Source organism: Noviherbaspirillum suwonense, from assembly GCF_900182955.1.
GTDB classification, from domain to species: domain Bacteria; phylum Pseudomonadota; class Gammaproteobacteria; order Burkholderiales; family Burkholderiaceae_D; genus Noviherbaspirillum_A; species Noviherbaspirillum_A suwonense.
Map to the genome: position 1 here is coordinate 42,971 of NZ_FXUL01000030.1, position 24,361 is coordinate 67,331.

General features: G+C 63.6%; 19 protein-coding genes and 1 pseudogene. 12 read left to right on the forward strand and 8 right to left on the reverse strand.

From position 1 onward, the window contains the following. The first annotated feature begins 25 nt into the window (after nt 1-25). Nucleotides 26-220: a hypothetical protein gene (locus tag QOL82_RS25920; protein WP_283445237.1), complete on the forward strand. Its 195-nt coding sequence runs from the start codon at nt 26-28 to the stop codon at nt 218-220. Here the strand turns inward: QOL82_RS25920 and QOL82_RS25925 are convergent. From QOL82_RS25925 to QOL82_RS25940, 4 genes are all read right to left on the reverse strand, one after another. Then, the gene (locus QOL82_RS25925) at nt 210-1,037 is read right to left on the reverse strand and encodes an SDR family NAD(P)-dependent oxidoreductase (protein ID WP_283445209.1); all 828 of its coding nucleotides are present in this window, start codon (nt 1,035-1,037) and stop codon (nt 210-212) included. The two genes, QOL82_RS25920 and QOL82_RS25925, sit on opposite strands and share 11 nt — an antisense overlap. Before the next feature lie 63 nt (nt 1,038-1,100). Then, a complete protein-coding gene (locus tag QOL82_RS25930; RefSeq protein WP_283445210.1) occupies nt 1,101-1,517 on the reverse strand; it encodes a MaoC family dehydratase in 417 nt (138 codons plus the stop codon). Nucleotides 1,518-1,527: 10 nt separating this feature from the next. After that, entirely contained in the window at nt 1,528-1,920 is a 393-nt protein-coding gene (locus QOL82_RS25935) for a MaoC family dehydratase N-terminal domain-containing protein (RefSeq protein ID WP_430438551.1), read from the reverse strand. 84 nt (nt 1,921-2,004) lie between these two features. Then, entirely contained in the window at nt 2,005-3,189 is a 1,185-nt protein-coding gene (locus QOL82_RS25940; RefSeq protein ID WP_283445211.1) for a lipid-transfer protein, read from the reverse strand. Nucleotides 3,190-3,804: 615 nt separating this feature from the next. Here QOL82_RS25940 and QOL82_RS25945 point away from each other — a divergent pair. After that, nucleotides 3,805-4,905, forward strand: coding sequence for a CaiB/BaiF CoA transferase family protein (locus QOL82_RS25945; protein ID WP_283445212.1), 1,101 nt, complete (start codon nt 3,805-3,807; stop codon nt 4,903-4,905). Nucleotides 4,906-5,019: 114 nt separating this feature from the next. Here the strand turns inward: QOL82_RS25945 and QOL82_RS25950 are convergent, their stop codons facing one another. The 4 genes from QOL82_RS25950 to QOL82_RS25965 form a co-directional block, all read right to left on the reverse strand. Further along, nucleotides 5,020-5,808 (reverse strand): enoyl-CoA hydratase/isomerase family protein, encoded by a 789-nt coding sequence (locus tag QOL82_RS25950; RefSeq protein ID WP_283445213.1) that lies wholly within the window; start codon nt 5,806-5,808, stop codon nt 5,020-5,022. 136 nt (nt 5,809-5,944) lie between these two features. Continuing rightward, a complete protein-coding gene (locus QOL82_RS25955; RefSeq protein ID WP_283445214.1) occupies nt 5,945-7,549 on the reverse strand; it encodes an AMP-binding protein in 1,605 nt (534 codons plus the stop codon). A 248-nt stretch (nt 7,550-7,797) separates the two neighbouring features. Next, entirely contained in the window at nt 7,798-9,411 is a 1,614-nt protein-coding gene (locus tag QOL82_RS25960; protein WP_283445215.1) for a long-chain fatty acid--CoA ligase, read from the reverse strand. A 50-nt stretch (nt 9,412-9,461) separates the two neighbouring features. Then, complete coding sequence (locus QOL82_RS25965) at nt 9,462-10,238, reverse strand: TetR/AcrR family transcriptional regulator (RefSeq protein ID WP_283445236.1); 777 nt, start codon at nt 10,236-10,238, stop codon at nt 9,462-9,464. Between the two features lie 81 nt (nt 10,239-10,319). Between QOL82_RS25965 and QOL82_RS25970 the strand changes: the two are divergent. The 10 genes and pseudogenes from QOL82_RS25970 to QOL82_RS26015 all read left to right on the forward strand — a co-directional run bounded on the left by QOL82_RS25970 (nt 10,320) and on the right by QOL82_RS26015 (nt 24,359). Then, nucleotides 10,320-11,456: pseudogene (locus tag QOL82_RS25970) on the forward strand (acyl-CoA dehydrogenase family protein). Nucleotides 11,457-11,519: 63 nt separating this feature from the next. Beyond that, a complete protein-coding gene (locus QOL82_RS25975) occupies nt 11,520-12,728 on the forward strand; it encodes an acetyl-CoA C-acetyltransferase (protein ID WP_283445216.1) in 1,209 nt (402 codons plus the stop codon). 39 nt (nt 12,729-12,767) lie between these two features. Beyond that, nucleotides 12,768-14,900, forward strand: coding sequence for a 3-hydroxyacyl-CoA dehydrogenase NAD-binding domain-containing protein (locus tag QOL82_RS25980; RefSeq protein WP_283445217.1), 2,133 nt, complete (start codon nt 12,768-12,770; stop codon nt 14,898-14,900). Nucleotides 14,901-14,939: 39 nt separating this feature from the next. Continuing rightward, entirely contained in the window at nt 14,940-16,559 is a 1,620-nt protein-coding gene (locus QOL82_RS25985; RefSeq protein ID WP_283445218.1) for an acyl-CoA carboxylase subunit beta, read from the forward strand. A gap of 8 nt (nt 16,560-16,567) precedes the next feature. Further along, nucleotides 16,568-18,529 (forward strand): acetyl-CoA carboxylase biotin carboxylase subunit, encoded by a 1,962-nt coding sequence (locus tag QOL82_RS25990; protein ID WP_283445219.1) that lies wholly within the window; start codon nt 16,568-16,570, stop codon nt 18,527-18,529. Between the two features lie 55 nt (nt 18,530-18,584). Further along, nucleotides 18,585-19,748 carry an acyl-CoA dehydrogenase family protein gene (locus QOL82_RS25995; protein ID WP_283445220.1) on the forward strand — a complete coding sequence of 388 codons (1,164 nt, stop codon included), beginning with the start codon at nt 18,585-18,587 and terminating at the stop codon, nt 19,746-19,748. 28 nt (nt 19,749-19,776) lie between these two features. After that, the gene (locus tag QOL82_RS26000) at nt 19,777-20,745 is read left to right on the forward strand and encodes an AAA family ATPase (RefSeq protein WP_283445221.1); all 969 of its coding nucleotides are present in this window, start codon (nt 19,777-19,779) and stop codon (nt 20,743-20,745) included. Continuing rightward, nucleotides 20,729-22,156, forward strand: a complete 1,428-nt coding sequence (locus QOL82_RS26005; RefSeq protein WP_283445222.1) for a VWA domain-containing protein — start codon at nt 20,729-20,731, stop codon at nt 22,154-22,156. Before QOL82_RS26000 ends, QOL82_RS26005 begins: the two co-directional genes overlap by 17 nt. A 27-nt stretch (nt 22,157-22,183) precedes the next feature. Beyond that, nucleotides 22,184-23,818 (forward strand): MBL fold metallo-hydrolase, encoded by a 1,635-nt coding sequence (locus tag QOL82_RS26010; protein WP_283445223.1) that lies wholly within the window; start codon nt 22,184-22,186, stop codon nt 23,816-23,818. A 49-nt stretch (nt 23,819-23,867) separates the two neighbouring features. Continuing rightward, nucleotides 23,868-24,359, forward strand: a complete 492-nt coding sequence (locus tag QOL82_RS26015; protein WP_283445224.1) for a PaaI family thioesterase — start codon at nt 23,868-23,870, stop codon at nt 24,357-24,359. Nucleotides 24,360-24,361 lie beyond the last annotated feature (2 nt).

Genomic DNA, 24,361 nt, shown 5'->3' on the forward strand with positions numbered 1-24,361 from the left:
TCTTTGTCGCTGAGTCAGACTGGCAATGCTCCACCGGTTGGCGGGCAATGAGGCGGGCAATGATCAAACGCTGCAACTCGTTGGTGCCCTCGCCAACGCACAGCAGCGGCGCATCGGGCGTATGGGTTTTGAACCAGGCGCGAACCTCGCGCTGGAACGTCAGATCTTCGGGCTGAAATCGATGTACATGGCCGGCGTCTTGGTTTGCTTCAGATCGTGATGCCGCCGCCGCATACCAGGGTCTGGCCGCTGACATAGTTGGCTTCCGGCGTGCACAGCAGGTACACCGAGCCCGCCGCCTCTTCCGGCGTACCGCCACGGCCGAGCGGAATGCTGCGCTCCATCATCGCCAGCAGATCGGGGTTGACGCCGACCTTGATCTTGCGGCCTTCGACGTCAATCGAAGCGTCCCCGTCGGCGGGTGCTTCGGTCAGCCGGGTCTTGATCATGCCGAAGGCAACGCAGTTGACGTTGACCTTGTAGCGTCCCCATTCCTTGGCCAGCGCCAGCGTCAAGCCCACGATGCCAGCCTTGGCGGCCGAGTAGTTGGCCTGCCCGGCATTACCTCCCAGGCCGGCGATGGACGAAATGTTGACCACCTTGCGGAACAGTTCCTGGCCCGCTTCGGCTTCCTTCTTCGAGGTGGCGCGGATGAACCCGGAGGCAGCGCGCAGGATCTTGAACGGCGCCGTCAAGTGCACGTCGAGGATCGCGTTCCACTGCTCGTCGGTCATCTTCTGGATCACGTTGTCCCAAGTGTAGCCGGCGTTATTGATGATGATGTCCAACCCGCCGAAACCGTCGGTTGCGGTCTTGACGAACTTCTCGGCGAAGCCGTCGGCCGTGACGCTGCCGGCGCAGGCCAGCGCGCTGCCGCCGCCGGCCTTGATGTCGGCCACGGTCTGTCCGGCCGGTACGGCGTCCAGGTCGTTGACGACCACTTTGGCGCCTTCGCTGGCGAGCTTCAGGGCAATGGCGCGACCGATGCCGCGGCCGGAACCTGAGACGATGGCGACTTTGCCATCGAGTTTTTTCATGGCGCGTGTCCTTGCTTGTGAGTAAAAGGGAAATAGCAGGGAAGTAGAGTCACCAGGCGGCCCTCAGTCCAAGGCAACCAAAGCCTCGCCGGCCAGCGTGATTTCACCCGTGGCCTTCGTCGCCCTGATTTCGACGCGCACACAGGGCCGGCCTGCATGTTCGATCTGTTCGACCACCTTGCCGTCGCAGCGCACCTGGTCACCGAGGTGGGTGATGGCCGCAAAGTGCACGCCATAGCTGAGAATCTGGCGTTGCGGCACCCATTCGGTGAGCGCCCGGCCGAGGTAGGCCATCGACAGCATGCCATGCGCGAACACATCCTTCATGCCGGCGCCGCGGGCGAAGTCGAGGTCGATGTGGATCGGGTTGTGGTCGCCCGACGCGCCGGCGAACAGGGCCAGGGTAGTGCGGATGATTGGCGGCAGTTCCAGCACCGGCATGTCGTCGCCGACCCGAATCATTTTTGCTTGAACGTTCATGAATTCTCCTTCAGGCGTGGCGCACGACGATCACCGAGTGCAGGTCGGCCACGTGCTCGCCCAACTGGTTGGTGACCCTCGTATCGCTGACCACGAACTCGAGCGCCCCGCCTTTTTTGTCATAGATGTCGCTTACCTTTGACTCCAGGCGCAGCGTGTCGCCGGCACACACCGGCGCGTGGTAGTCGAAGCGCTGCTCGCCGTGCAAAACCTTGCCGAGGTCGATCTTGAGGGTGTCGATGAGTTTCATTCTCGCGCCGGAGTCGCCCTCGGCGCCGAAGATGAAGGTGGGAGGTGCGACGACATTGCGGTAGCCGGCCGCGCGGGCGGCCGCCTCGTCGGTGTAGATCGGGTCGCATGCGCCGATGACCTTGGCAAAAAAGGCAATGCGTCCCTTTTCCACCTCCCACAGGGAGGCAGTGCGTAGCCGATGTGTTTTTTGTCAATCATGGCGTCCTGCCTCTGTTGTCCTGACCAACACTGCTGCTCACGCGGCCTCATACAGTGTGACCACGCAGGCGCCGCCCAGACCCAGGTTGTGCTTCAGCGCCAGGCGCGCGCCTGGCACCTGACGCTGCTCAGCCGTGCCGCGCAATTGATGCGTCAGCTCGTAGCACTGCGCTAGGCCAGTGGCACCCAGCGGATGCCCCTTGGACAACAGGCCGCCGGACGGGTTGGTCACGACCTTGCCGCCGTAGGTGTTGTCACCATCGAGTACGAACTTCTCGGCACCACCCTCCGGGCACAGGCCCAGCGCCTCGTAGGTAATCAATTCGTTTTGCGCGAAGCAGTCGTGCAGCTCGACCACGTTCACGTCCTGCGGCCCGATGCCGGCCTGCTTGTACACTTTTTCCGCCGCATCGCGCGTCATGTCGAAGCCGACCACGCGCATCATGTCGTGCGATTCGAAGGTACTGGGGAAATCGGTCGTCATCGCCTGGGCCCGGATCCAGACCCGGGTATCGATCCCATGCTTTTTGGCGAAGGCTTCCGAGCAGATCACCGCCGCAGCGGCACCGCAGGTCGGCGGGCAAGCCATCAAGCGAGTCATCACGCCAGGCCAGACGGCAGGGGCATTCATCACCTCTTCAACGCTGACTTCCTTGCGGAACAGCGCCAGCGGATTGTTGGCGGCGTGGCGACTGGCCTTGGCTCGGATATGAGCGAAGGTGTCCAGCCGCGTGCCATACTTGTCCATGTGCGCCTTGCCGGCACCGCCGAAGTAGCGGATGGCCAGCGGGAGTTCCGGATGACCGACCAGCTCGGCCGTGGCGCGGTCGAACTCTTCGAAAGGCGTCGGCCTATCCTCGAACTGAGCCTTGATGGCGCCCGCAGCCATCTGTTCGAATCCCAGCGCCAAAACGCAATCGGCCGCACCGCTTTCGACCGCCTGGCGCGCCAGGAACAACGCGCTCGATCCGGTGGAACAGTTGTTGTTGACGTTGACGATCGGCATTCCGCTCATGCCCACCGGGTACAGCGCGCGATGGCCGCAGGTGGAGTCGCCATACACATAGCCAATGTAGGCTTGATGGACGGCGCCGAAGTCGACGCGGGCGTCTGCGAGCGCCTGGCGTGTCGCCTTCTCACCCATCACGTGATACGGCTCGCTGGCGCCGGGCTTGGTGAACGGGATCATGCCGACGCCGGCGACGACGACTTTATGGATCATTGATGCTGCCCTCAGGAAGTGAAACGTTTTCAACGCAGAAGTTTGAAGTCTATCTAACGCTTGACAGTCGCGCTAGACAAATCTACATTACAAGTCCTATCCTGTTTGTACTGGCAGGTCCAAGTCAAGATCCAGGCTGTCCAAAATTGAATTTCGATAGCGCTCACAGCCTCATTTGGAGTTGCATCAATGACTTTTGACCGTAGCCAGTCTTTCGGATTGACCATAACGGCCACACTGACCTTGAGGCAGCGGACAAGTTCGCCCGCAAGGAACTTCAGCGGCGGTCGCGGCGAGACGCACAACGATCGCCGCTGCGTCCATCCTGTACGCAGGAGATACCTGCAAGCGCATTCTCAACAAGGCAGTCCAGATCCCCGGCGGCAGCGGCTGCATTTGGAGTCGAAGATCAAACGGCTTTTCCGCTGCATCAATATCCTGGAGATCGGCGCAGGCACATCCGAGGTAAGCAAGTGCTCATTGCCGAAGAGCTGTTGTTTGGTTGGAATGACCTAATGGCAGCGTTCCTTGATCTTGTCGGTGCCATGATGGATCGGCTAAGGCACTGCCGGCTTCCGGTTTTATGATTCAATTCGATTGAGGGAGTAACGACAGATGAGCGGTCCCTTGCAAGGGTTGAAGATAATTGAGTTCGGCGGCATTGGTCCCGGTCCGTTCTGCGCAATGATGCTGGCTGACATGGGTGCAGATGTGATCCGTCTGGATCGCAAGACCGACAAGGGCAAGGACCGCGGACAGGGGAGTTTCCTGGCCAGCGGACGGCGCGGCGTGCTCCACCGCGGGCGGCGTTCGATAGCGGTTGATCTGAAATCACCCGAGGACGTACAGCGGGTCCTGACACTGATCGACGGCGCAGACGCCATCATTGAAGGATTCCGCCCGGGCGTGATGGAGCGGCTGGGTCTTGGTCCCGACGCGCTGCTGGCGCGCAATCCGCGCTTGGTATATGGCCGCATGACCGGCTGGGGCCAGGATGGTCCGCTAGCTCAGGCTGCCGGGCATGACATCAACTACATTGCCCTTTCTGGCGCGCTCAGCCTGATTGGCCGGGCGGAAGGTGGGCCGGTGGCGCCTCCGGCCATGGTCGGCGACTTGGGCGGCGGCGGCATGATGCTCGCGTTCGGCATCGTTTGCGCTTTGCTCGAAGCGCACGCCTCCGGTCGCGGCCAGGTGGTCGATGCCGCCATCACCGACGGGACGGCCCTGCTCACTTCGATCGTCTGCGATCTCAAAGCGCTGGGGCTATGGAAGAACGAGCGGCAGGCCAACCTGCTGGACGGCGGCTCGCATTTCTATGACACATACCAGTGCTCGGATGGCAAGTGGATATCGATAGCAGCACTAGAGCCGCAGTTCTATGCGCTACTGTTGGAGAAGCTCAGCATCAGCGATCCCGAATTTCAACGGCAACGCGATCCGGTGGCTTGGCCGACGCTCAAACGCAAGATCATCGACATCTTCCGCAGTCAGCCGAGCGCGCACTGGTGTACATTGCTGGAGGGTACCGACGCCTGCTTTGCGCCAGTGTTGACGCTGGAAGAGGCGGCGCACCACCCTCACAACAAAGCACGCGACACTTTCTTCGAAAGGGACGGTGTTCTTCAACCTTCGCCGGCACCTCGGTTTAGCCGAACGGTGCCGGAGCGCCCTGGCCCGGCGCCGTTTATCGGTGAACACGACGACGAACTCCTGTAGCCGATGAATGAGAGGGGAACTTGCCGTGAACCTTGTTCGGCATTACCAAGCAGTTTTATAGGTCACGCCGAGGACGGTGGCGCCGTTCGAAACACCTTGCACAGGGCTTCCATTTTACTTTTTGGCGAGCGGCCGGTTTCGGAAGGCTGCAATCCCGGCCCGATGTTCGGGCGTGTCTTCGAGCACGGCCATGTGCGAAGACACCATATCCAGGTGTGTCGCCAGCGCCATGGACTGGCTTTGATAGACGGCGCGACGAAAGAAGCGCACCGCCTGTTGCGGCTTGGACGCAATCGTGCGCGCCAGTTCATAAGTGGCGTTCAGCAGTTCCGCATCCGGGACCACGCGGTTGACCATCCCGATGCGCTCGGCCTCTTCCGCCTCTACCACACGACCGGTCCAGAACAGTTCGAGCGCGCGCGCCGTGCCGATCAGCCGAGGCAGAAACCAGGCGCCGGCGTCGCCAGCCATCAGTCCGATGTTGATATAGCTCTCGGCCAACGTGGCCGAACTGGCCATCAGGCGGATATCGCACATCAGCGCCATGTCGCAGCCTGCGCCGCGCGCCGCGCCGTTGATGGCGGCAATGACCGGTTTTTCCATCCGCTCCAGCGTCAGCGCGATGCGGTGCACGTGCCGGTACAGGAAGTCCTTGCGCCCCATGCTGTCGAGTTCGCTGAACTTGGCCATTTCGTCGAAATTGCCACCTGCGCAGAACGCACGCCCAGCGCCGGTGACGACGATCACCTTGACGCGTTCATCGTCTTCGGCTGCCTCTAGTGCGACGCGCCAGGCATCGACCATTCCCAGGTCGAACGCGTTGAGCTGGGCTGGACGATTCAGCGTGAGGGTACCAATGCCATCGGCATCGGTGGTGAACAGGACGGGGGCTTCGGCGGACATGGAGACTCTCCTTGCGGTCGGGCGGCGCGGGGACGAATGGCGGTGCGGCTGCAGCCGCGCCGCTGCGTGGCTGCACTCACTTTATAAAGCACCATCATGTTAGAAGAACAGTTGTTGATCGGACGACGCTCTACCTCTACTCATCTGTGGCTAGATCAGCCTCGTACAGATTCTGGTAACTGGCGCGCAGCGGATGCTTCTGGATCTTGCCGGTGGACGTCATCGGCAGCGCGTCAATGATGAGGATTGCCTTGGGCACCTCAAAGCCGCCGAGATGCTCCTTGCAATGCTGAATCAAACTCACCTCGTCGGCCTGGGTGCCAGGTTTAAGCACGACAAACGCAGTCACAGCCTCAATCCAGCGGCGGTGCGGCAGACCGACCACCGCCGCATTCGCCACTGCCGAGTGGCGCAGCAAGATCGCCTCGACCTTGATCGACGCCACATTTTCGCCTCCAGTCTTGATCATGTCCTTCTTTCGGTCCTTGAACATCAGCTGGCCGTCAACCCACATGCCCAGGTCGCCCGTATGATGCCAGCCGAAGGCGCGCGACTCGGCGGTAGCCTCGGGGTTCTTGTAGTACCCCTCCATCACGTTCGGGCCGCGGTGCACGATCTCACCCACCTCGCCGGTGCCAAGCAGCCGCCCGGCGTCATCCATCACCGCGGTGTCGTTGATCAGTGCGCTGACGCCCCAGTACGAGCCGAAACGCCGCAGTTGCTCCTCGGGACGAAAGGCTGCGGTGAGCGGATACATCTCGGTCTGGCCGGTGGCCAGCGCGTAATTCGGGCAGAATTCGGCGATCAGGCGGCGCAGCAGGGTTTCGGGCATCGGCGCCATCGCGTACAGGCACAGCCGCAGGCTGGACAGGTCACGTCCCGGGCGCGATGGATGGTCGAGCAGGGCCAGGTGCATCAGCGGCAGACCGACCAGAAAGGTCAGCCGTTCGCGCTCGATGGTGTCGAGCACCAGTGCCGCATCGAAGCCGCGCATCACGGCCACCGTGCCGCCGGCAGCCAGTACGCCGCACATGAGGGTGTGCTGCGCGCAATGGAACAGAGGCAAGGTGGCGTTCGCGACATCGTCGCGCCACAGTCCGAATTCGATCGCGTTGTTCATCGCGGCCATGACAACCGACAAATGACTTTGCATCACCCCCTTGGGACGGCCGGTAGTGCCGCTGGTGTACATGATTTGCGCCACGTCGCGGTCGTGAATCTCGACCTCCGGTTCTGTGGCGGGCTGGACAGCCAGCGCGGCGGCAAAACCGGCGAAAACCCCGCCACCCTCGCCTTCTTCGAGCACCCAGCCCCGACCGGGCTGTTGGTGCAATGCAGCGGCTGTCTCGGCACGCGCGATCAGCGCGGCGTCGACCAGCACGAAGCGCGCCTCGGAGTGCTCGATGATGTAGCGAACGTCGTCGAGGGCGAGCCCGGTGTTGATCGGCACCCAGACCAGCCCGGCGCGGTGGATGCCGAACATCGCGACCAGGAACTCGAGCGAGTTGTTGCACAGTGTGGCCACACGGTCGCCGCGCACCAGACCGGCTGAGAGCAAGGCGTTGGAGCAGCGGCTCACGTGCTCATCAAGCTCACCGTAGCTCATGCGTTGGTCGCCGAACACGAATGCTGTCTTGGCTCGGTCTCGCGCCGCCGACCGGCGTAGGAAGTCGCCGATCGCCACGCGGGCGATCGCGCCGGGAGGTGGCACGCTGGTGGTGACGGAAGTCGATAGGCTCATGTCGATGTCTCCTGCATTTTTCAAATTTGGCCGATGGCGACGGCCGCGCTGCCGGAAACACGCCCGGCCCGTGATTCACCTCGGCAGCCGCCCCAGCCTACGGCGCGTTCACCAGTTCGGGCACCGCTCTGAACAGATGCCGCGGGCCTTCACGTTGTAGTCCAGCACCCGCTTGACGGCGACCACTATCTTCACTTCATCTCCAAAGTTTCAAATGACATGCAAACGCAAGCCATGACGTACCCCACTCACTCCCACTTCCATTCTTTGTACGTCTCGCGCAGACTGGTTTTGAGGAACTTGCCGGTCGAGGTACGCGGAATCTCGCTCACAAAGGCGAAACCCTCGGGCAGTTGCCACTTGGCGAAGGTATTGGCCAGATGATCGCGAATCTCGTCGCCGGTGGCACTCATGCCGGGGCGCAGCACCACCACCGCCAGCGGCCGCTCGGCCCAGCGCGGGTGCGGCACCGCGATCACCGCCGCCTCCAACACCGCCGGATGTCCCATCACGGCGTTTTCCAGATCCACCGAGCTGATCCATTCGCCGCCCGACTTGATCAAGTCCTTGGTGCGATCGGTCAATCGCAAGAAGCCATCGGAGTCGATGCAGCCGACGTCACCGGTGCGCAGCCAGCCATCGGCGGTGAAGCTGCTGTCGCTTGTCGGCATCTCGTGGTAGGCGCCGGTGACCCACGGACCTCGCACCTGAATCTCGCCGACCGACTGGCCATCCCACGGCACTTCGCCGTTGTCGCCGATGAGCCGGATGTCAACCAACGGCGCGGCCACGCCTTGCTTGACGCGAAAGCCGTATTGCTCTTCCTTTGACAGAGTACGCATCCCGGACTTGAGCACCGACACTGTCCCCAGCGGCGAAGTCTCGGTCATGCCCCAGGCGGTGGCGACCTCAAGATTGAATTCATCGAAGCCGCGGAACAATGACTCTGGCGCCGCCGAACCACCGACCAGCATGCGCATGCCGGGCACCAGGTCGTACTTGGTCGGACTGGCACGCAGCGTTTGCAGCAGCGACAGCCAGATCGTCGGCACGCCGCCGGTGACGGTGACGCGCTCGCGCTGATACAAATCGAGCAGCGAGTCCGAATCGAGATGCGGGCCGGGAAACACCTGCTTGGCACCGACAAAGGTGGAGATGAACGGCAGACCCCAGGCGTTGGCGTGGAACATCGGCACCACCGGCAACACGGTGTCGGTATCCGCAACATTGATCCCGCTCGGCAGAGCTGCCACCAGCGTATGCAACACGGTCGAGCGGTGTGAGTAGACGACGCCCTTGGGGTCGCCCGTGGTGCCCGAGGTGTAGCACATGCCGCAGGGTGCGTTCTCGTCGACTTCGACATACTTGAAGTCGCCTGTCGCTTCACCGATGAAGCTTTCATAGTCTTCGTAACCCTGCGGTACCGGCTTGCCTGTTAGCGACACCACAATGATGCGCTCGAAGCTGACATCCTTGGCAAACTGCGCAAGCAGAGGCAGCAGAACATCATCGACCAGCAGAAAGCGGTCCTTGGCATGGTTGACGATGAACGCAATGTCGTGCGGGAACAGGCGCAGATTCAGGTTGTGCATCACCGCCCCGGTCGCCGGGATGCCGAAGTAACACTCCAGGTGGGCGTAGTGATTCCACATCAGCGTGGCAACCCGATCACCGGGCTTGATGCCGGCCTTGACCAACACTTCAGCCAAGCTCTTGGCCCGACGGTGGAAGTCGGCATAAGTATGGCGGTGCAAGGACTTGTCTGGCATCCTCGAAACTATTTCCACTTTAGGGTAATAAAGCTTAGCCCGCTCGAGGAAGTGATTGAGCGACAGCGGCACTTGCATCATGGTCGAGTTCATATTTGACTCCTCATTTTTAACTCCAGAAAATGTTCCCGGAACATGCCGATTCAACGACTTTCAGTTCCGGTGTTCCACTTTTGAACGCCACCCAACTTTGCCTCTTCAAGCGCCACATGCCCCGCCTCCAGTGCGGCCACGCGAGGAAACAGCACCGTGTACATGCGCTGGGCCAGCGCGTCGATGCCGAGGCGACCGGTAGGCCGGTACCACTGCGCCGTCCAGTTAAGTGCTCCCAGAACCGTCTGCCGCACCAGCACGATATCGGCGTCGACCAAGCCTTCGAGCGCGGCCTCGTTGATAGGCGGGATCCACAAAGCCTCATAATCGTCGCGCGAGGCCATCACCCGAGCTTGGGCAGTCGGCGCAAGACTGCGCCATTCATAAAGCAACACCGTCATGGCGTCGAGCCTCGGACCCAGCAAGGCCCCCAAGTGGCGACGAATCATCGACAGCAACCGCTCGGCAAGGCGATCCTCGGCAGCCAGCGCCTCGCGCACTGACCGGGTGATGTCGCGAAGGCCCTCCTCCATGATTGCCACGAGCAGGTCCTCCTTGGATGCGAAGTGGTAGAAGAGCGAACCCGAAGTCATGCCCAGCACCTGGGCAATTTCGCGCACGGATGTGCGTTCAAAACCCTGGCGCCTGAACAAACTCGCCGCCGCCGCCAGAATCGCATCCCGACGCGAGAGTTGGGAAATCAGGTTGTCTGCAGCCTTTGTCATGGTGTAGACTGTACCATAAACTAACAAGCGTTTGATCGATTTAAACTCTTGATCGCGTGAGTTGATCGCATGCAGCAAAGCATTGCGCGCTCTGCGCCGCATTAGCTTGCTCCCGCGACGACGACGCGCATTCCCGGCAGTCGGCCAGGCAGCGTCAATCAACCTTCGAGAACGGATAACCTCATGCTTGCACGCACCATCTTCGGTGAAGAACACGAACTCTTTCGCGATCAAGCCCGCCGGTTCCTGAAGCAGGAAGTCATCCCTCATCACGCCGCATGGGAAGCCGACGGCATCGTGCCGCGCGCGGTCTGGCTCAAGGCCGGCGCCGCAGGGCTGCTGTGCCCCGCCATACCTGAGCAATACGGCGGCGGCGGCCGCGCGCGCCTGCACAGCGCGGTGCTGATCGAGGAAGTCGCGCGCGCTGGCACCAGCGGAATCGGCTTCGGCCTGCACTCCGACATCGTGGCACCCTGCATCCTGGCCTACGGCACCGAGGAGCAGAAGAAAACCTGGCTGCCGAAAATGGCCACGGGAGAGGTCATTGGCGCGATAGCCATGACCGAGCCGGACGCGGGTAGCGATCTGCAAAACGTGCGTACCAGCGCGGTCCGCGACGGCGACGAACTGGTAATCAACGGCCAAAAAACGTTCATTACCAACGGCCAGAACGCCGATTTGGTGATCGTGGTCGCCAAGACCGACCCGGCCCAAGGCGCAAAAGGAATATCCCTGGTGCTGGTCGAGACAGATCGTCCCGGGTTTGCGCGCGGGCGCAACCTCGAAAAATCGGCATGAAGGCGCAGGATACCTCGGAGCTGTTTTTGGACAGCGTGCGGGTGCCGGCCAGCAACGTTCTGGGTGGCGAGGGCAAGGGCTTTTTCTTGCTGATGCAGGAGCTGGCGTGGGAACGCATGCAGATCGCGATCGGTGCGGTGGCAGGCGCCGAGGCGGCGCTCGAATGGACGCTGGTCTATACCAAGGACCGCAAGGCCTTCGGCCAGCGCGTGATCGACTTCCAGCACAATCGCTTCAAGCTCGCCGAGATGAAAACCGAGGTGCAGATTGCCCAGGTTTTTGTCGACCGCCTGCTCGGCCTGCTGATGGAGGACAAGCTCGATGCCGCCACCGCCGCCATGGCCAAATACTGGACCACCGACCTGCAAGGTGAACGACCAATGCCTGCAGATGTTCGGCGGCTTTGGCTACATGTGGGAATACCCGATTGCCCGCGCCTACGCCTACGCCGACGCCCGCGTCGCGCGCATCTACGGCGGCACCAACGAGATCATGAAGGAAATCATCAGCCGCACGTTGTAGTCGCCATGTCCCCCCACCCGTGGCACTCACTTGACCTAACCGATTACAACCAAGGAAACCACTATGACCGATGCATTCATTTACGACGCCGTGCGCACGCCACGCGGCAGGGGTCGCAGTTCGGGCGCTCTGCACGGCACCACCCCGATCAGCCTGGCTATCACGGTACTGCAGGCGCTTCGTGACCGCAACGTCCTGGACACCGCCTTCGTGGACGACGTCATCCTCGGCTGCGTCGAGCCTGCGGGCGAGCAAGGCGCCGACATCGCCCGCGTCGCAGCCATCGCTGCGGAGTACCACGAAAGCGTGGCAGGCGTGCAGATCAACCGCTTTTGCGCCTCGGGCCTGGAGGCGTGCAACATGGCCGCCGCCAAGGTGATGTCGGGCCAGTCGCCATTGGTCATCGGCGGCGGCGTGGAAAGCATGAGCCGCGTACCGATGGGCACCAGCGGCGGTGCATGGGCGACCGACCCGGCGGTGGCGATTCCGACCTATTTCGTCCCTCAGGGCATTTCCGCCGACCTGATTGCCAGCTTGCATGGTCACAGCCGCAACGATGTGGACCGCTATGCGGTCGAGAGCCAGCGCCGCGCTGCAGCCGCCTGGGCCGAGGGCCGCTTCGCCAGGTCGATCGTGCCGGTGAAGGACGTGAACGGCTGCGCCGTGCTCGAGCGCGACGAACACATGCGCCCCGACACCACGCTGGAATCGCTGGCCAAACTCGATCCAGCGTTCCAGATGCAGGGCGAGAAATACGGCTTCGATGCGGTGGCGATTCAGCGCTATCCGGAAGTCGAGCGTATCGAGCATGTACACCATGCCGGCAACTCGTCAGGCATCGTCGACGGCGCCGCCGCCGTGCTGATCGGCAATGCGGAAACCGGCAGGCAACTCGGCCTGAAACCCCGTGCCCGTATCCGCTCGTTTGCATCGATCGGCAGCGAACCGACCATCATGCTGACCGGTCCCTCTTTCGCCGCCGAAAAGGCGCTCCGACTGGCCGGCATGAAGGCTGCCGACATCGACCTCTACGAGTTGAACGAAGCCTTCGCCTCGGTCGTGCTGCGTTTCATGCAAGTGATGAACGTTCCGCACGACAAGATGAACGTCAACGGCGGGGCCATCGCAATGGGGCACCCGCTCGGCGCCACCGGCGCCATGATCCTGGGTACCCTGCTCGACGAACTCGAGCGCCGCGACCTGTCCACCGGACTGGTCACGCTGTGCGTGGGTGCCGGCATGGGCACCGCCACTATCATCGAGCGCGTCTGATGCCCGACGTGAACCTCATCACAGACCTGGACCATCACCATGACTATTGACTACAACGTTGATGCCGACGGCATCGCCACTATCACGTGGAACATGCAGGACGTACCAATGAACGTTCTCAACGAGCGATCCATATCCGCCTTCACCGAGGCCGTGCACAAGGCCATCGGAAATGCCTCGGTCAAGGGCGTGATCGTCGCCTCGGCCAAGTCCGACTTCATTGTCGGCGCAGACCTGAACATGATGCTGGCGATCGCCGACATGCGCGGCATGACGGACTTCGTGGCCGGGCTGCACACACTGATGCGCAGCATCGAGACGGGCGACAAGCCGTTCGTCGCCGCACTCAACGGCACCACGCTGGGCGGCGGCTACGAAGTCGCGCTGGCCTGTCACCGCCGCATCGCCGCCGACAATCCGAAAGCGCTGATCGGACTGCCCGAAGTCACCATCGGCCTGCTGCCGGGCGGTGGCGGTACTCAGCGCCTGCCGCGCCTGATCGGCCTACGCAACGCCCTTCCCCTGCTACTGGAGGGCAAGAAACTGGCGCCGAAAAAGGCGCTGCAAGCCGGCTTGATCGATGAGGTGGTCCCGGCCGATCAATTGCTGGCCCGCGCCAAAGAGTGGCTGCTGGCGAAAGGTGCATCGGCCGCCGTGCAGCCTTGGGATCGCAAGGGCTTCAAGCTGCCCGGCGGCGCGGTGCAAAGCCCCATGGGCTACGAAACCTTCACCGCCGCCAACGCCATGCTGCGCGCGAAGACCTTCGGCAACTATCCAGCACCCGAGGCGATTCTAAACTGCGTCTACAACGGCTGCCAGGTCGACATCGACTCGGGCTGCAAGGTGGAGGTGCGCGAGTTCGTCAAGCTTGCCACCGGTGCGCCAGCCAAGAACATGATCCGCTCGCTGTTTTTCGGCATCGGCGCTGCCGGCAAACTGGCATCGCGGCCGAAGGATGTTGCCAAGGCAAGCTACCGCAAAGTCGGCGTCCTGGGGGCGGGCATGATGGGCGCGGGCATTGCTTTCTCTGCCGCAGAAGCCGGAATGGATGTGGTGCTGCTTGATACCAGCGCTGATGCGGCAAACAAGGGCAAAAGCTACAGCGAAGGCCTCTGGAACAAGCGCGTCGCCGCCAAGCGCATGACCGAGGACGAGCGCAATGCAAAGCTCGCCCTGATCAAGCCGACCACCGACTTCGCCGACCTGGCAGGCTGCGACATCGTCGTCGAAGCGGTGTTCGAGGACCGCGCCATCAAGGCCGACGTGACGCGCAAAGCCGAAGCGGCGATCGCCGGCAGCGCCATCTTTGCCTCCAACACCAGCACCCTGCCGATCGGCGGGCTGGCCGAAGCGTCGGCGCGCCCGGCCAACTTCATCGGCCTGCATTTTTTCTCTCCAGTGGACAAGATGCCGCTGGTCGAGATCATCCGCGGCAAGGCCACCAGCGACGAATGCCTGGCCCGCGCCATGGATTTCGTCAAGGCGATCCGCAAGACGCCCATCGTCGTCAACGACAGCCGCGGCTTCTACACCAGCCGCGTGTTCTCCACCTACGTCGGCGAGGGCCTGGCGCTTCTAGCAGAAGGAGTGAAACCGGCCCTGATCGACAACGCCGGGCGTATGGCCGGCATGCCGGTGGGTCCGCTGGCGCTGGCCGACGAAGTCTCGCTCGAATTGATGGCGCGCATTCGCAAGCAGACCGCCGCCGACCTCGGCGCGGCCTACCAGCGCAGCGCCGTCGACGATGTCTGCGATCGCATGGTGGACCAACTCGGTCGTCTGGGAAAGAAAGCCGGCAAGGGCTTCTACGACTACCCGCAAGATGGCCAGAAGCGGCTTTGGCCCGGCCTGGCGCGGGAGTTCCCGCTGACGGCGGCGCAACCGACGGTCGAGCAGGTCAAGCAGCGTCTGATGTTCGTCCAATCGATCGAAACCGCACGCTGCCTCGAAGAGAAAGTGCTGCAGGCACCCATTGACGCCGATGTGGGCGCAATCCTGGGCTGGGGCTTCCCGCCCTGCCTGGGCGGCCCGATCGGCCAGATCCACAGCCTGGGCGTTGCCGCTTTTGTCAACACCTGCGACGCTCTCGCCGAACGGCACGGAGCGGGCTTTGAACCGCCGCAATTGCTGCGCCGCATGGCCGATTGTGGCGAGCGATTTTATGACCTTTGACCATGCCCGTTAACTGCGACCTTTCAGCGAGAACCTTCCATGTCCGTCATTGAGAGCCAAGTCGACCCGCAGTCAGACAGTTTCCAGCGCGAGCGCGCGCAGATGCTCGCCTTCATCGACAGTTTCCGTACGCTGGAAGACCGCGTACGCAACACATCGAACAGCCAGGAGGCCAAGTTCCGCGCCCGCAAACAGCTTCTGCCGCGCGAGCGCATCGCGCTGCTGCTCGACCGCGGCTCGCCGTGGCTGGAATTCTCGACCTTGGCCGGCTTCAGGATGCACGACGACGACGGCGAAAAAAATGTGCTGGGCGGCGGGATCATCTGCGGCATCGGGGTGGTGTCGGGGATCCGCTGCATGGTGATCGCGTCGGACAGCGCGATCAAGGGCGGCACTATCACGCCGATGGGCCTGCGCAAGAGCCTGCGCGCCGAAGCAATTGCTCTGGAGAACAAATTGCCGGTGGTGCGACTGGTCGAATCGGGCGGCGCCAACCTGATGCACGTGGGCGAAGTGTTCATTGACGGCGGCCGCGGCTTCGCCAACCAGGCACGGCTGTCGGCCAGGGGCATTCCGCAGGTCTGCGTGATGCACGGGCACTCGACCGCCGGCGGTGCCTACCTGCCGGGCATGTCCGACTATGTGATCATGGTGCGCGGCCGCGCCAAGGCCTTCCTGGCCGGCCCGCCCTTGCTCAAGGCCGCCACCGGCGAGGTCGCCACCGACGAAGAGCTGGGCGGTGCCGAGATGCACTGCACGGTATCCGGTGTGGCCGAGTATCTGGCCGAAGACGATGCCGACGGCATCCGCATCGCACGCGATGTGCTGGCTCGGCTACCGTGGAACGACGGCTTGCCGATGCGAGCGGTGAAGACCTGGAAAGAGCCGCGTCATCCGGTCGAGCAACTGGCGGGCGTGGTGCCGGTTGACTTCCGCCAGCCCTACGACATGCGCGAAGTGCTGGCGCGGGTGATCGACGACTCCGACTTCCTCGAATTCAAATCGCTGTACGGCTCCAGTACCGTGTGCGGCCATGGCGCCATCGAGGGACACCCTTGCGGCTTCATCGGCAACAACGGGCCCATCGATCCGCAAGGCGCCACCAAGGCGACCCAGTTCATCCAACTGTGCTGCCAGTCGGGCACCCCGATCGTCTATCTGCAGAACACCACCGGCTTCATGGTCGGCAAGGACGTCGAACAGGTCGGCATGATCAAGCATGGCGCCAAGATGATCCAGGCCGTCGCCAATGCCAGCGTGCCGCAAATCACCGTGATGACCGGCGCCTCCTTCGGCGCCGGCAACTACGGCATGTGCGGCCGCGCCTACGACCCGCGCTTCGTGTTCGCCTGGCCCAACGCGCGGGTGGCGGTGATGGGCGGCGAGCAGGCCGCCACCGTGATGCGCATCGTAACCGAAGAAAAATTCGCCCGCACCGGCAAGAAGCCGCCAGCCGAAACCATGGCCGCCATGAAGAGCGAGATTCTGGGGCGTTTTGATCTCGAATCGCATTCGCTGTTTGCCACCGCGCGCCTGTGGGACGACGGCATCATCGACCCGCGCGACACGCGCCGCGCGCTCGCCACCACCCTGGCGGTGTGTCGCGAAGCCGAGTCGCGCCCCTTGCGGGCCAATACATTTGGCGTGGCACGGATGTGAGAACCCTGATGAACTTCACCAAAATCCTGATTGCCAACCGCGGCGAAATCGCCTGCCGCATCATCCGCACGGCCAAAGCGCTGGGCTACCGCACTGTGGCCGTCTACAGCGAAGCCGAGACCCGGGCGCTGCACGTCGCTGCGGCCGACGAGGCGGTCTGCATCGGCCCGGCGCCGGTGCGTGAGAGCTACCTCAACGTCGCGGCGCTGCTGGCTGCAGCACGCAGCACGGGCGCCGATGCGGTGCACCCCGGCTACGGCTTCCTGTCGGAGAACGACGGTTTTGCGCAGGCTTGCCTGGATGCCGGGCTGGTGTTCATCGGCCCGGACCCGCAGGCCATCCTGCAAATGGGCAATAAGGCGGGTGCCAAGCGCCTGATGCTGGCGGCGGGCGTGCCCTGCGTGCCCGGCTACCAGGGCACCGACCAGTCCGATGCCACGCTGCTCGGGAAAGCCGGCGAGATCGGCTTTCCGATCATGGTCAAGGCGGCAGCGGGCGGCGGCGGGCGCGGCATGCGGCTGGTCGAACAACCGCAGTATCTGCCCGCCGCGCTGGCCAGCGCCCGCTCCGAAGCGGGCAACGCCTTCGGCAGTGAAGAACTCATCCTCGAACGTGCGCTAATCGAACCGCGCCACGTCGAAATCCAGATCTTCGGCGACCGGCACGGCAACATCATTCACCTCGGCGAGCGCGACTGCTCGATCCAGCGGCGGCACCAGAAGGTGTTCGAGGAAGCGCCCTCTCCCGCAGTCACACCCGATCTGCGCGCGCAGATGGGCGCGGCGGCGGTGGCGGCGGCGCGCAGCGTGAACTATGTAGGCGCCGGCACGGTCGAGTTTCTGCTCGACCGCGAAGAGCATTTCTACTTTCTCGAGATGAACACGCGGCTGCAGGTCGAGCACCCGGTGACCGAGTGCATCACCGGTCTGGACCTGGTGGCCTGGCAGATCGCCGTGGCCCGTGGCGAGCGCTTGCCACTGACGCAAAAACAAGTGCAATTGAACGGGCATGCGATCGAAGTGCGCCTGTACGCCGAAGATCCGTACGCCGGCTTCCTGCCGCAAAGCGGCGATGTTGCGCTCTGGCGCCCGCCCGCCGGCGAGGGCGTGCGCGTCGATCACGGCTTGGAATCGGGCCAGACCGTGAGCCCGCACTACGACCCCATGATCGCCAAGATTATTGCGCACGGCGCAACCCGCGACGAGGCACGGCGACGCCTGATCGGTGCACTGCAACGCACCCGCCTGCTCGGCCTGCGCCACAACCGCGCGTTCCTCGAGGCCGTGGCCAGCCACTCCGCATTCGCCGCTGGCGAGACGACCACCGGCTTCATCGCCCAGCACTTCGATGCTGCGGCGCTGGTGCGGCCCCAGCCCGGCTCGCTGGCGCTGGCGCTGGCCAGTACGCTATGGTTTGAAGCCAGCGCGACGCTCGATTCGCAGCCGCCGTGGCGCTCGAGTGGACCGGCACGCTGGCCGATGCTGATCGGTGAGGGGGAACACCGCCATGCCGTGCACATCACAGTCAATGGTACCCACAGCTACACGCTCGAAGTGGGCGCGGCGCTGCACCACATCACCATCAGCGGACGCGAAGGCGAGACCCTGCGTCTGATCGTCGATGGCGTGCAGCAGCACGCAGCAGCGGTGTTTGCCAGCGGCGTATTGCACCTGGAACTGGGCGACCTGAGCGCCAGCTTTGAAGACCTGACCTATGCCCCACCGGCCGTGGCTGCGGGAAACGCGGAGTCGCGCGTGCTCGCACCGATGAGTGGACGCGTGATGGCAGTTGACGTACAAAGCGGCGATGCGGTGGCCAAGGGACAGCGCCTGGCTGTGCTCGAAGCCATGAAGATGGAGCATCAACTGCTGGCCCGTCGCGATGGCGTTGTTGACCAGGTTGCGGTGCGCGTCGGCGACCAGGTTGCCACGTGCGCATTGCTGGTGTCACTGGTCGAGCAAGCTGATTGATGCGCGCACCGCTCCGCACACACGACACATGCCGTACACACGAGGAGTAACACCCATGCCTGCCGAAACTCTGCCCGCCAAGAGCCCCTTCTATACGCCTGAGCACCTGGCGTTCCGCGACGCGATGCGCCGCTTCGTCGCCGGGGAAATCAGCCCGCACGCGGACGCCTGGGACGAAGCCGAGACGTTTCCGGTCGAGCTGTACCGCAAGGCGGCCGAAATCGGCCTGCTGGGCCTGGGCTTCCCGGAAAGCCATGGCGGCAACGACGGCGACCTGTTCATGACCATCATCGCCGCGCAGGAACTTGCGCGCTGCGGCGCCGGCGGCGTCCTGGCGAGTCTGCTGTCGCACACCATCGGCTGCCCGCCCATCGTCAACGTGGGCAGCGAGGCGCTGAAGCAGCGTGTATTGCCGCCGGTACTGCGGGGTGAGAAGATCAGCGCGCTCGGCATCACCGAACCATCCGGCGGCTCGGACGTGGCCAACCTCAAGACCACGGCGCGCCGGGACGGCGACCACTACGTCGTCAAGGGCTCGAAGATGTTCATCACCTCCGGCATGCGCGCCGACTTCTACACCGTGGCGGTGCGCACTGGCGGGCAGGGGCCAGGCGGCGTGTCGTTGCTGCTGATCGAGAAAGGCACACCCGGCTTCACGCAAACGCCGCTGAAAAAAATGGGCTGGTGGTGCTCCGACACCGCTGCCCTGTATTTCGACAACTGCCGCGTGCCGATGGAGAACCTGATCGGAAAGGAAAACCAAGGCTTCAAGGCTATCATGAAAAACTTCAACCGCGAACGCATCTTCCTCGCGGCCGGCGCCAACGGTTTTGCCCGTGTCTGCCTGGACGAAGCGCTAGCCTGGGCGCGCGAGCGCGAGATGTTCGGCGGCCGCCTGATCGATCAGCAGGTCACCCGCCACAAGCTGGCCGACATGGCCATGCGCGTCGAGGCGACGCAGGCCATGCTGGAATTGCTCGCCTGGCGCGTCGAACAGGGCGACACGCCAGTGGGCGAAATCTGCCTGCTGAAGAACCAGGCCACCCAGACCATGGCCTATTGCGCCAGCGAGTCGGTGCAAATGCATGGTGGCGCCGGCTTCATGCGTGGCGTCAAGGTGGAGCGCATTTACCGCGAAGTCAAGGTCAATGCCATCGGCGGCGGCGCCGAAGAAGTCATGCGCGACCTGGCGGCGCGCCAGTTCGGGTTTTACGCCTAGTCCGAAACGCTGCGCTGCGGAGAAGCCCATGAAAACACTGCACCGACTCCATTTTGATTCCGTCGATGGCTTGGCGCAACGCTTGGCTGCGGTCGACTACATCGCCAGCCGCGAAATCACCACGTCGGTCTACCTGGGCTTCAATCTGGAAAAGCCGATCTTGGTCGAAGGCCCGGCCGGTGTCGGCAAGACCGAACTGGCCAAGGGCATGGCCCAGATTCTCGACGTGCCCCTGATCCGCATGCAATGCTACGAAGGCTTGGACGAATCCAAGGCCCTGTACGAGTGGAAATACGGCAAACAATTACTGTACACGCAACTGCTGAAAGACAAGCTGGGCGAGATGATGCAAGGCGCTGTGGGACTCGCGGCCTCGATCGAGCGGCTGCATGCGCACGATGATCTGTTCTTCTCCGAGCATTTTCTCGAGCCTCGGCCGCTGTACCAGGCCTTGCACCAGGAGCGCGGCTGCGTGCTGCTGGTCGACGAGGTTGACAAGTCCGACCCCGAGTTCGAGGCGTTCCTGCTCGAAGTGCTATCCGACTTCCAGGTCTCGGTGCCCGAACTCGGCACCATCAAGGCCAAGGTCAAGCCCATCGTCTTCCTCACCAGCAACAACACGCGCGAGATGAGCGACGCGCTCAAGCGCCGCTGCCTGCACTTGCACATTCCATTCCCCGAAGCGGGGCTGGAGCGGCGCATTCTGGAGCGCCGCGTGCCCGGCTTGTCGACAACCCTGAACCGCGAGCTGGTCGCTTTCATTCAAGCGGTGCGGCAGATGGACCTGAAAAAGCAGCCCTCGGTCAGCGAGACCATCGACTGGGCCAAAACGCTGCTGCTGCTGCACGCGGAACACTTGAGCCTGGACATGGTGCGCGACACACTCAACGTCTTCCTCAAGTTTGAGCAAGACATTGCCTCGGCCAGCGAGCAACTGCCCGCGCTGCTGCAACAAGCGCGCAAGGATGCGGAGAGTCCCCGTGCAAGCCACGCTTGAAGACTTTTTCAAGGCACTGCGCGGCAGCGACCTCGAGATCAGCCTGAATGCACAGGTCGATGCGGCGCGCGCCGTCGAGCTGGTCGGCTGGAGCGACCGCATCCTGCTCAAAAGCGCGCTGGGCACGACGCTGGCGAAAACCACCACGGATCGCGCCCTTTACGACGAGGCCTTCGATCGCTTCTTCCGTTTCAGTTCCTTCCAACACATGGCCGCGCAAGGCAGCCTGGCCCAGCCCGCTTTGGAGCCCGATGCAACCCCCGGTTCAGGCGCAATGGCAGCGCAAGACCTGCCGGACCCAGCCCGTGATGACCAGGCAGCAACCGGTTCCGGCGGGCCAGCCGGCGGCCGGGCTTTGTCGCAGTTGCTGCTGTCGGGCGACTCGGCGGCACTGGCCAAGCGCATGCAGGAAGCCGCGCGCGAGGTCGGCCTGACCGACATCTGGTTCTTCACCCAAAAAGGCTACTACACGCAGAAAATCCAGCAGGCCATGGGACTGGAACTGCTGGACCGCGAAATTTCCGACGCCAAACGCCAGACGCTGGTCCCCGAGCGCGCCAAAGACCTCGAACAGGCGCGCAAGAAATTGTTCGAGGAGGTGCGCAATTTTGTCGAGCGCAAGCTCGCGCTCTTCGGCACGGCGCCGACGCGCCAGTTGCACGACGACTTCCTGCAGTCGCAAAAGCTCTCCAATATCGAAAAGCGCGATTTCGCGCGCATGCACGTCATCGTCAGCAAAATTGCCAAGCGGCTGGCCGAGCGCCACGCGCGGCGCAAGAAAAAGCGCGTGCGCGGCCAGCTCGACTTCCGCAAGACCCTGCGCAAGAACGCGGCCTACGACGGCGTGATGTTCGAGACCTTCTGGCGCTCCAGGGTGGTGGGCCGGCCACGCGTGGTGGCCATCTGCGACGTCAGCGGCTCGGTGCGCCAGTACGCGCGCTTTCTGCTGCTGTTCCTGCACAGCCTGGGCGAACAGGTGAGCGACCTGCGCAGCTTCGCCTTCACTAACCACCTGGTCGAGGTGAGCGACACCTTCGAGTCGCTGCCAGTCGAACAGGCGGTGGACAAAGTCATGCAGGCAGTAGGCGGCAGCGGCACCGACTACGGGCAGACCCTGCTGGACATCGAAGAACAACTGCTCGACGACATCGATCGCCGCACCACGGTGCTGATCCTCGGCGACGCGCGCAACAACCGCGGCGAAGCCCATGCTGAAGTCATGAAGATGCTCTACCACCGCGCGCGCCGGGTGATCTGGCTCAACCCCGAGCCGGCCTCGTTCTGGGGTCTGGGCGACTCGGAGATGAAACGCTATGCGTCCTATTGCCACATCGCACGCGAATGCAATTCCATCGCGCACCTGGAACGCACACTGGACGCGCTGCTGCACAGCCACTCGGCCAGCGTCTGAACCCCTAAAGTCCTCAAATACCTGATCATGGTCCGTCCAACACTGCAACTCCACCCCCCGTACACCGCCCCCGCGGCGCGTCCGGCCGCCACCCTGCTGCTGCTGCGCGATGCGCCCGGCGGCCCCGAGGTACTGATGACGCGGCGCTCCCCGGCGGCGAGCTTCCTGCCTGGCGCCTTCGTGTTTCCGGGCGGTCGCGTCGACACGGCGGATCACGAGGCCCACGACCTCGCGAGCACGCGCCCCGGGCAGGCCGCCGAGCCGTTGACCCACGCGCTGGCCGCGCTGCGCGAAAGCTTTGAGGAGCTCGGCATCCTGCTCGCCCTGCGCGCCGACGGCACGCCGCTCGACGCGAGCGACTTGGCCCGGCTCGATCGTACCCGACCGCTGTACCCGCAAGTGCGCGCGCTGGGCCTGCGGCTGGCGGCCGCCGAGCTGCGGCTGTTGGCGCACTGGGTCACCGACCGCAGCATACCCAAGCGCTTCGACACCACCTTCCTGCTGGCGCGCATGCCGGAGGGGCAGCAGGCGGTGGCGGACGATGCCGAACAGTTTGAGCCGCTCTGGCTGCGCGCCGCCGATGCGCTGGAGCGGCACGCCGCCGACCGCCTGCCGATGATTTTCCCGACGCTGCGCTGGCTCACGCAGTTCACGAACGTCGATGCCGTGCTTGCCGCCTGCACTGAAGACCAGCCACGGTGGGTATCGTGTCCGCGCGCCGGCTACGTCGGCGGCCAGGTGCAGCGCTACATGGAGCACGATCCGCCGTACGGCGAACTCGCGCTGGTCTGCCCGGACGGCCAGCTTGAACATGCTCTGGACTGGCAGCACGAGCGGCCAGTGCCCCTGTTGCGGCACCTGCATCGTCTCACCGCCCCCAACGCCAACGTCATGACCGGCCCCGGCACCAACAGCTACATCGTCGGCACCGCCGCCAGCGGTTACATCGTCATTGATCCGGGCCCCTTGCTGAAGGACCATATTGACCGCCTGCTGGCGTTCACGGCGGGCAGGATCACGACCATCGTCTGCACCCATTCCCACCCCGATCACTCGCCGGCGGCACCGCCGCTGGCCCAAGCCTGCGCCCGCCTGACCGGCCACACGCCGCCAGTGCTGGGCCTGGCCTCGGCCGCCACTGCGCGCGCCCACTCGCACTTCACACCCGACCGCGCGCTAGGCGACGGCGAGCGTCTGACGCTGCGTGACGGTGTGCATCCGATCACCTTGCGCGTGGTGCACACGCCGGGGCACGCCGCCAACCACCTCTGCCTGATCCTCGAAGAAGATGGCTTGCTGTTCTCGGGCGACCACATCCTGAATGGCAGCACCACCATTATCGACCCTCCGGACGGCGACATGAGCGCCTACCTCGATCCGCTGGATCGCCTGGCCCTGGCGTGCGAGCAGGATCGCATCGAATTCATCCTGCCGGCGCACGGCCATGTCATCGGTGAGGCTGCACAGGCCATCGCGCGGCTCAAGGCACACCGCCTGCGGCGCGAGGCCAAGGTACTCGCCGCCATGCGCGCATTCCCGCAAGGCGGCCCGGACGAGTGGCTGTCCTTTGCCTATAACGATACGCCCCAGGCGCTGTGGCCGCTCGCCCGTCGATCTCTTCTAGCCCATGTGCAGCGCATCGAGCAAATGGCGATGCTTTGAATACCGGCACACCAAAAACCTCTTTTAGATAACCCATAGGAGCCCCGGTTTGAATACCACCATCCTCCATCTCAACCGCATCGCCGAATACAAACGGAGCTGGAACAACACCCCATTCTTGAAGGCACAAGGATTGGAAGTTGAAGAAACAGCAACCGGCCAAGCGGTCGTGCGGCTGCCGCAGGCCCTCCCATCCCAACGCGGCGGTGGCGGTTCAGACACCGTGCTCAACGGCGGAGTCATCTCCTATATGTTTGACGGCGCGCTGGGCTGGGCCGTCATTTCTTCGCTGCTGGCAATGCCCGAGGCTGCGGAAATTGATCCATTCGAGCTGCGCCAATTCACGATCAACTTGGACATTACCTACCTCAACGCAGCAATGGGAGATCGATTTGAAGCGCACGGCAAGGTGGTGCGCGCAAGCCGCAGTACGGCCTTCGCCGAAGGTCAATTCCTTGATGCGAACGGCGCGGTCTGCGCCACCGCCAAGGGTATCTGGCGCGTGTTCTGGCCGCGCGGCACCGCGCACGCTCAACGCTGATT

Bases quoted from the DNA above. Each gene is read 5' to 3' on its own strand.
- QOL82_RS25975 (WP_283445216.1), top strand. From the start codon at position 11,520: ATGACCGATGCATTCATTTACGACGCCGTGCGCACGCCACGCGGCAGG.
- QOL82_RS25940 (WP_283445211.1), bottom strand. From the start codon at position 3,189: ATGATCCATAAAGTCGTCGTCGCCGGCGTCGGCATGATCCCGTTCACC.
- QOL82_RS25990 (WP_283445219.1), top strand. From the start codon at position 16,568: ATGAACTTCACCAAAATCCTGATTGCCAACCGCGGCGAAATCGCCTGC.
- QOL82_RS26000 (WP_283445221.1), top strand. From the start codon at position 19,777: ATGAAAACACTGCACCGACTCCATTTTGATTCCGTCGATGGCTTGGCG.
- QOL82_RS25965 (WP_283445236.1), bottom strand. From the start codon at position 10,238: ATGCGGCGCAGAGCGCGCAATGCTTTGCTGCATGCGATCAACTCACGC.
- QOL82_RS25925 (WP_283445209.1), bottom strand. From the start codon at position 1,037: ATGAAAAAACTCGATGGCAAAGTCGCCATCGTCTCAGGTTCCGGCCGC.
- QOL82_RS25995 (WP_283445220.1), top strand. From the start codon at position 18,585: ATGCCTGCCGAAACTCTGCCCGCCAAGAGCCCCTTCTATACGCCTGAG.
- QOL82_RS25920 (WP_283445237.1), top strand. From the start codon at position 26: ATGCTCCACCGGTTGGCGGGCAATGAGGCGGGCAATGATCAAACGCTG.
- QOL82_RS25980 (WP_283445217.1), top strand. From the start codon at position 12,768: ATGACTATTGACTACAACGTTGATGCCGACGGCATCGCCACTATCACG.
- QOL82_RS26010 (WP_283445223.1), top strand. From the start codon at position 22,184: ATGGTCCGTCCAACACTGCAACTCCACCCCCCGTACACCGCCCCCGCG.
- QOL82_RS25955 (WP_283445214.1), bottom strand. From the start codon at position 7,549: ATGAGCCTATCGACTTCCGTCACCACCAGCGTGCCACCTCCCGGCGCG.
- QOL82_RS25960 (WP_283445215.1), bottom strand. From the start codon at position 9,411: ATGAACTCGACCATGATGCAAGTGCCGCTGTCGCTCAATCACTTCCTC.
- QOL82_RS25950 (WP_283445213.1), bottom strand. From the start codon at position 5,808: ATGTCCGCCGAAGCCCCCGTCCTGTTCACCACCGATGCCGATGGCATT.
- QOL82_RS25985 (WP_283445218.1), top strand. From the start codon at position 14,940: ATGTCCGTCATTGAGAGCCAAGTCGACCCGCAGTCAGACAGTTTCCAG.
- QOL82_RS25945 (WP_283445212.1), top strand. From the start codon at position 3,805: ATGAGCGGTCCCTTGCAAGGGTTGAAGATAATTGAGTTCGGCGGCATT.
- QOL82_RS25930 (WP_283445210.1), bottom strand. From the start codon at position 1,517: ATGAACGTTCAAGCAAAAATGATTCGGGTCGGCGACGACATGCCGGTG.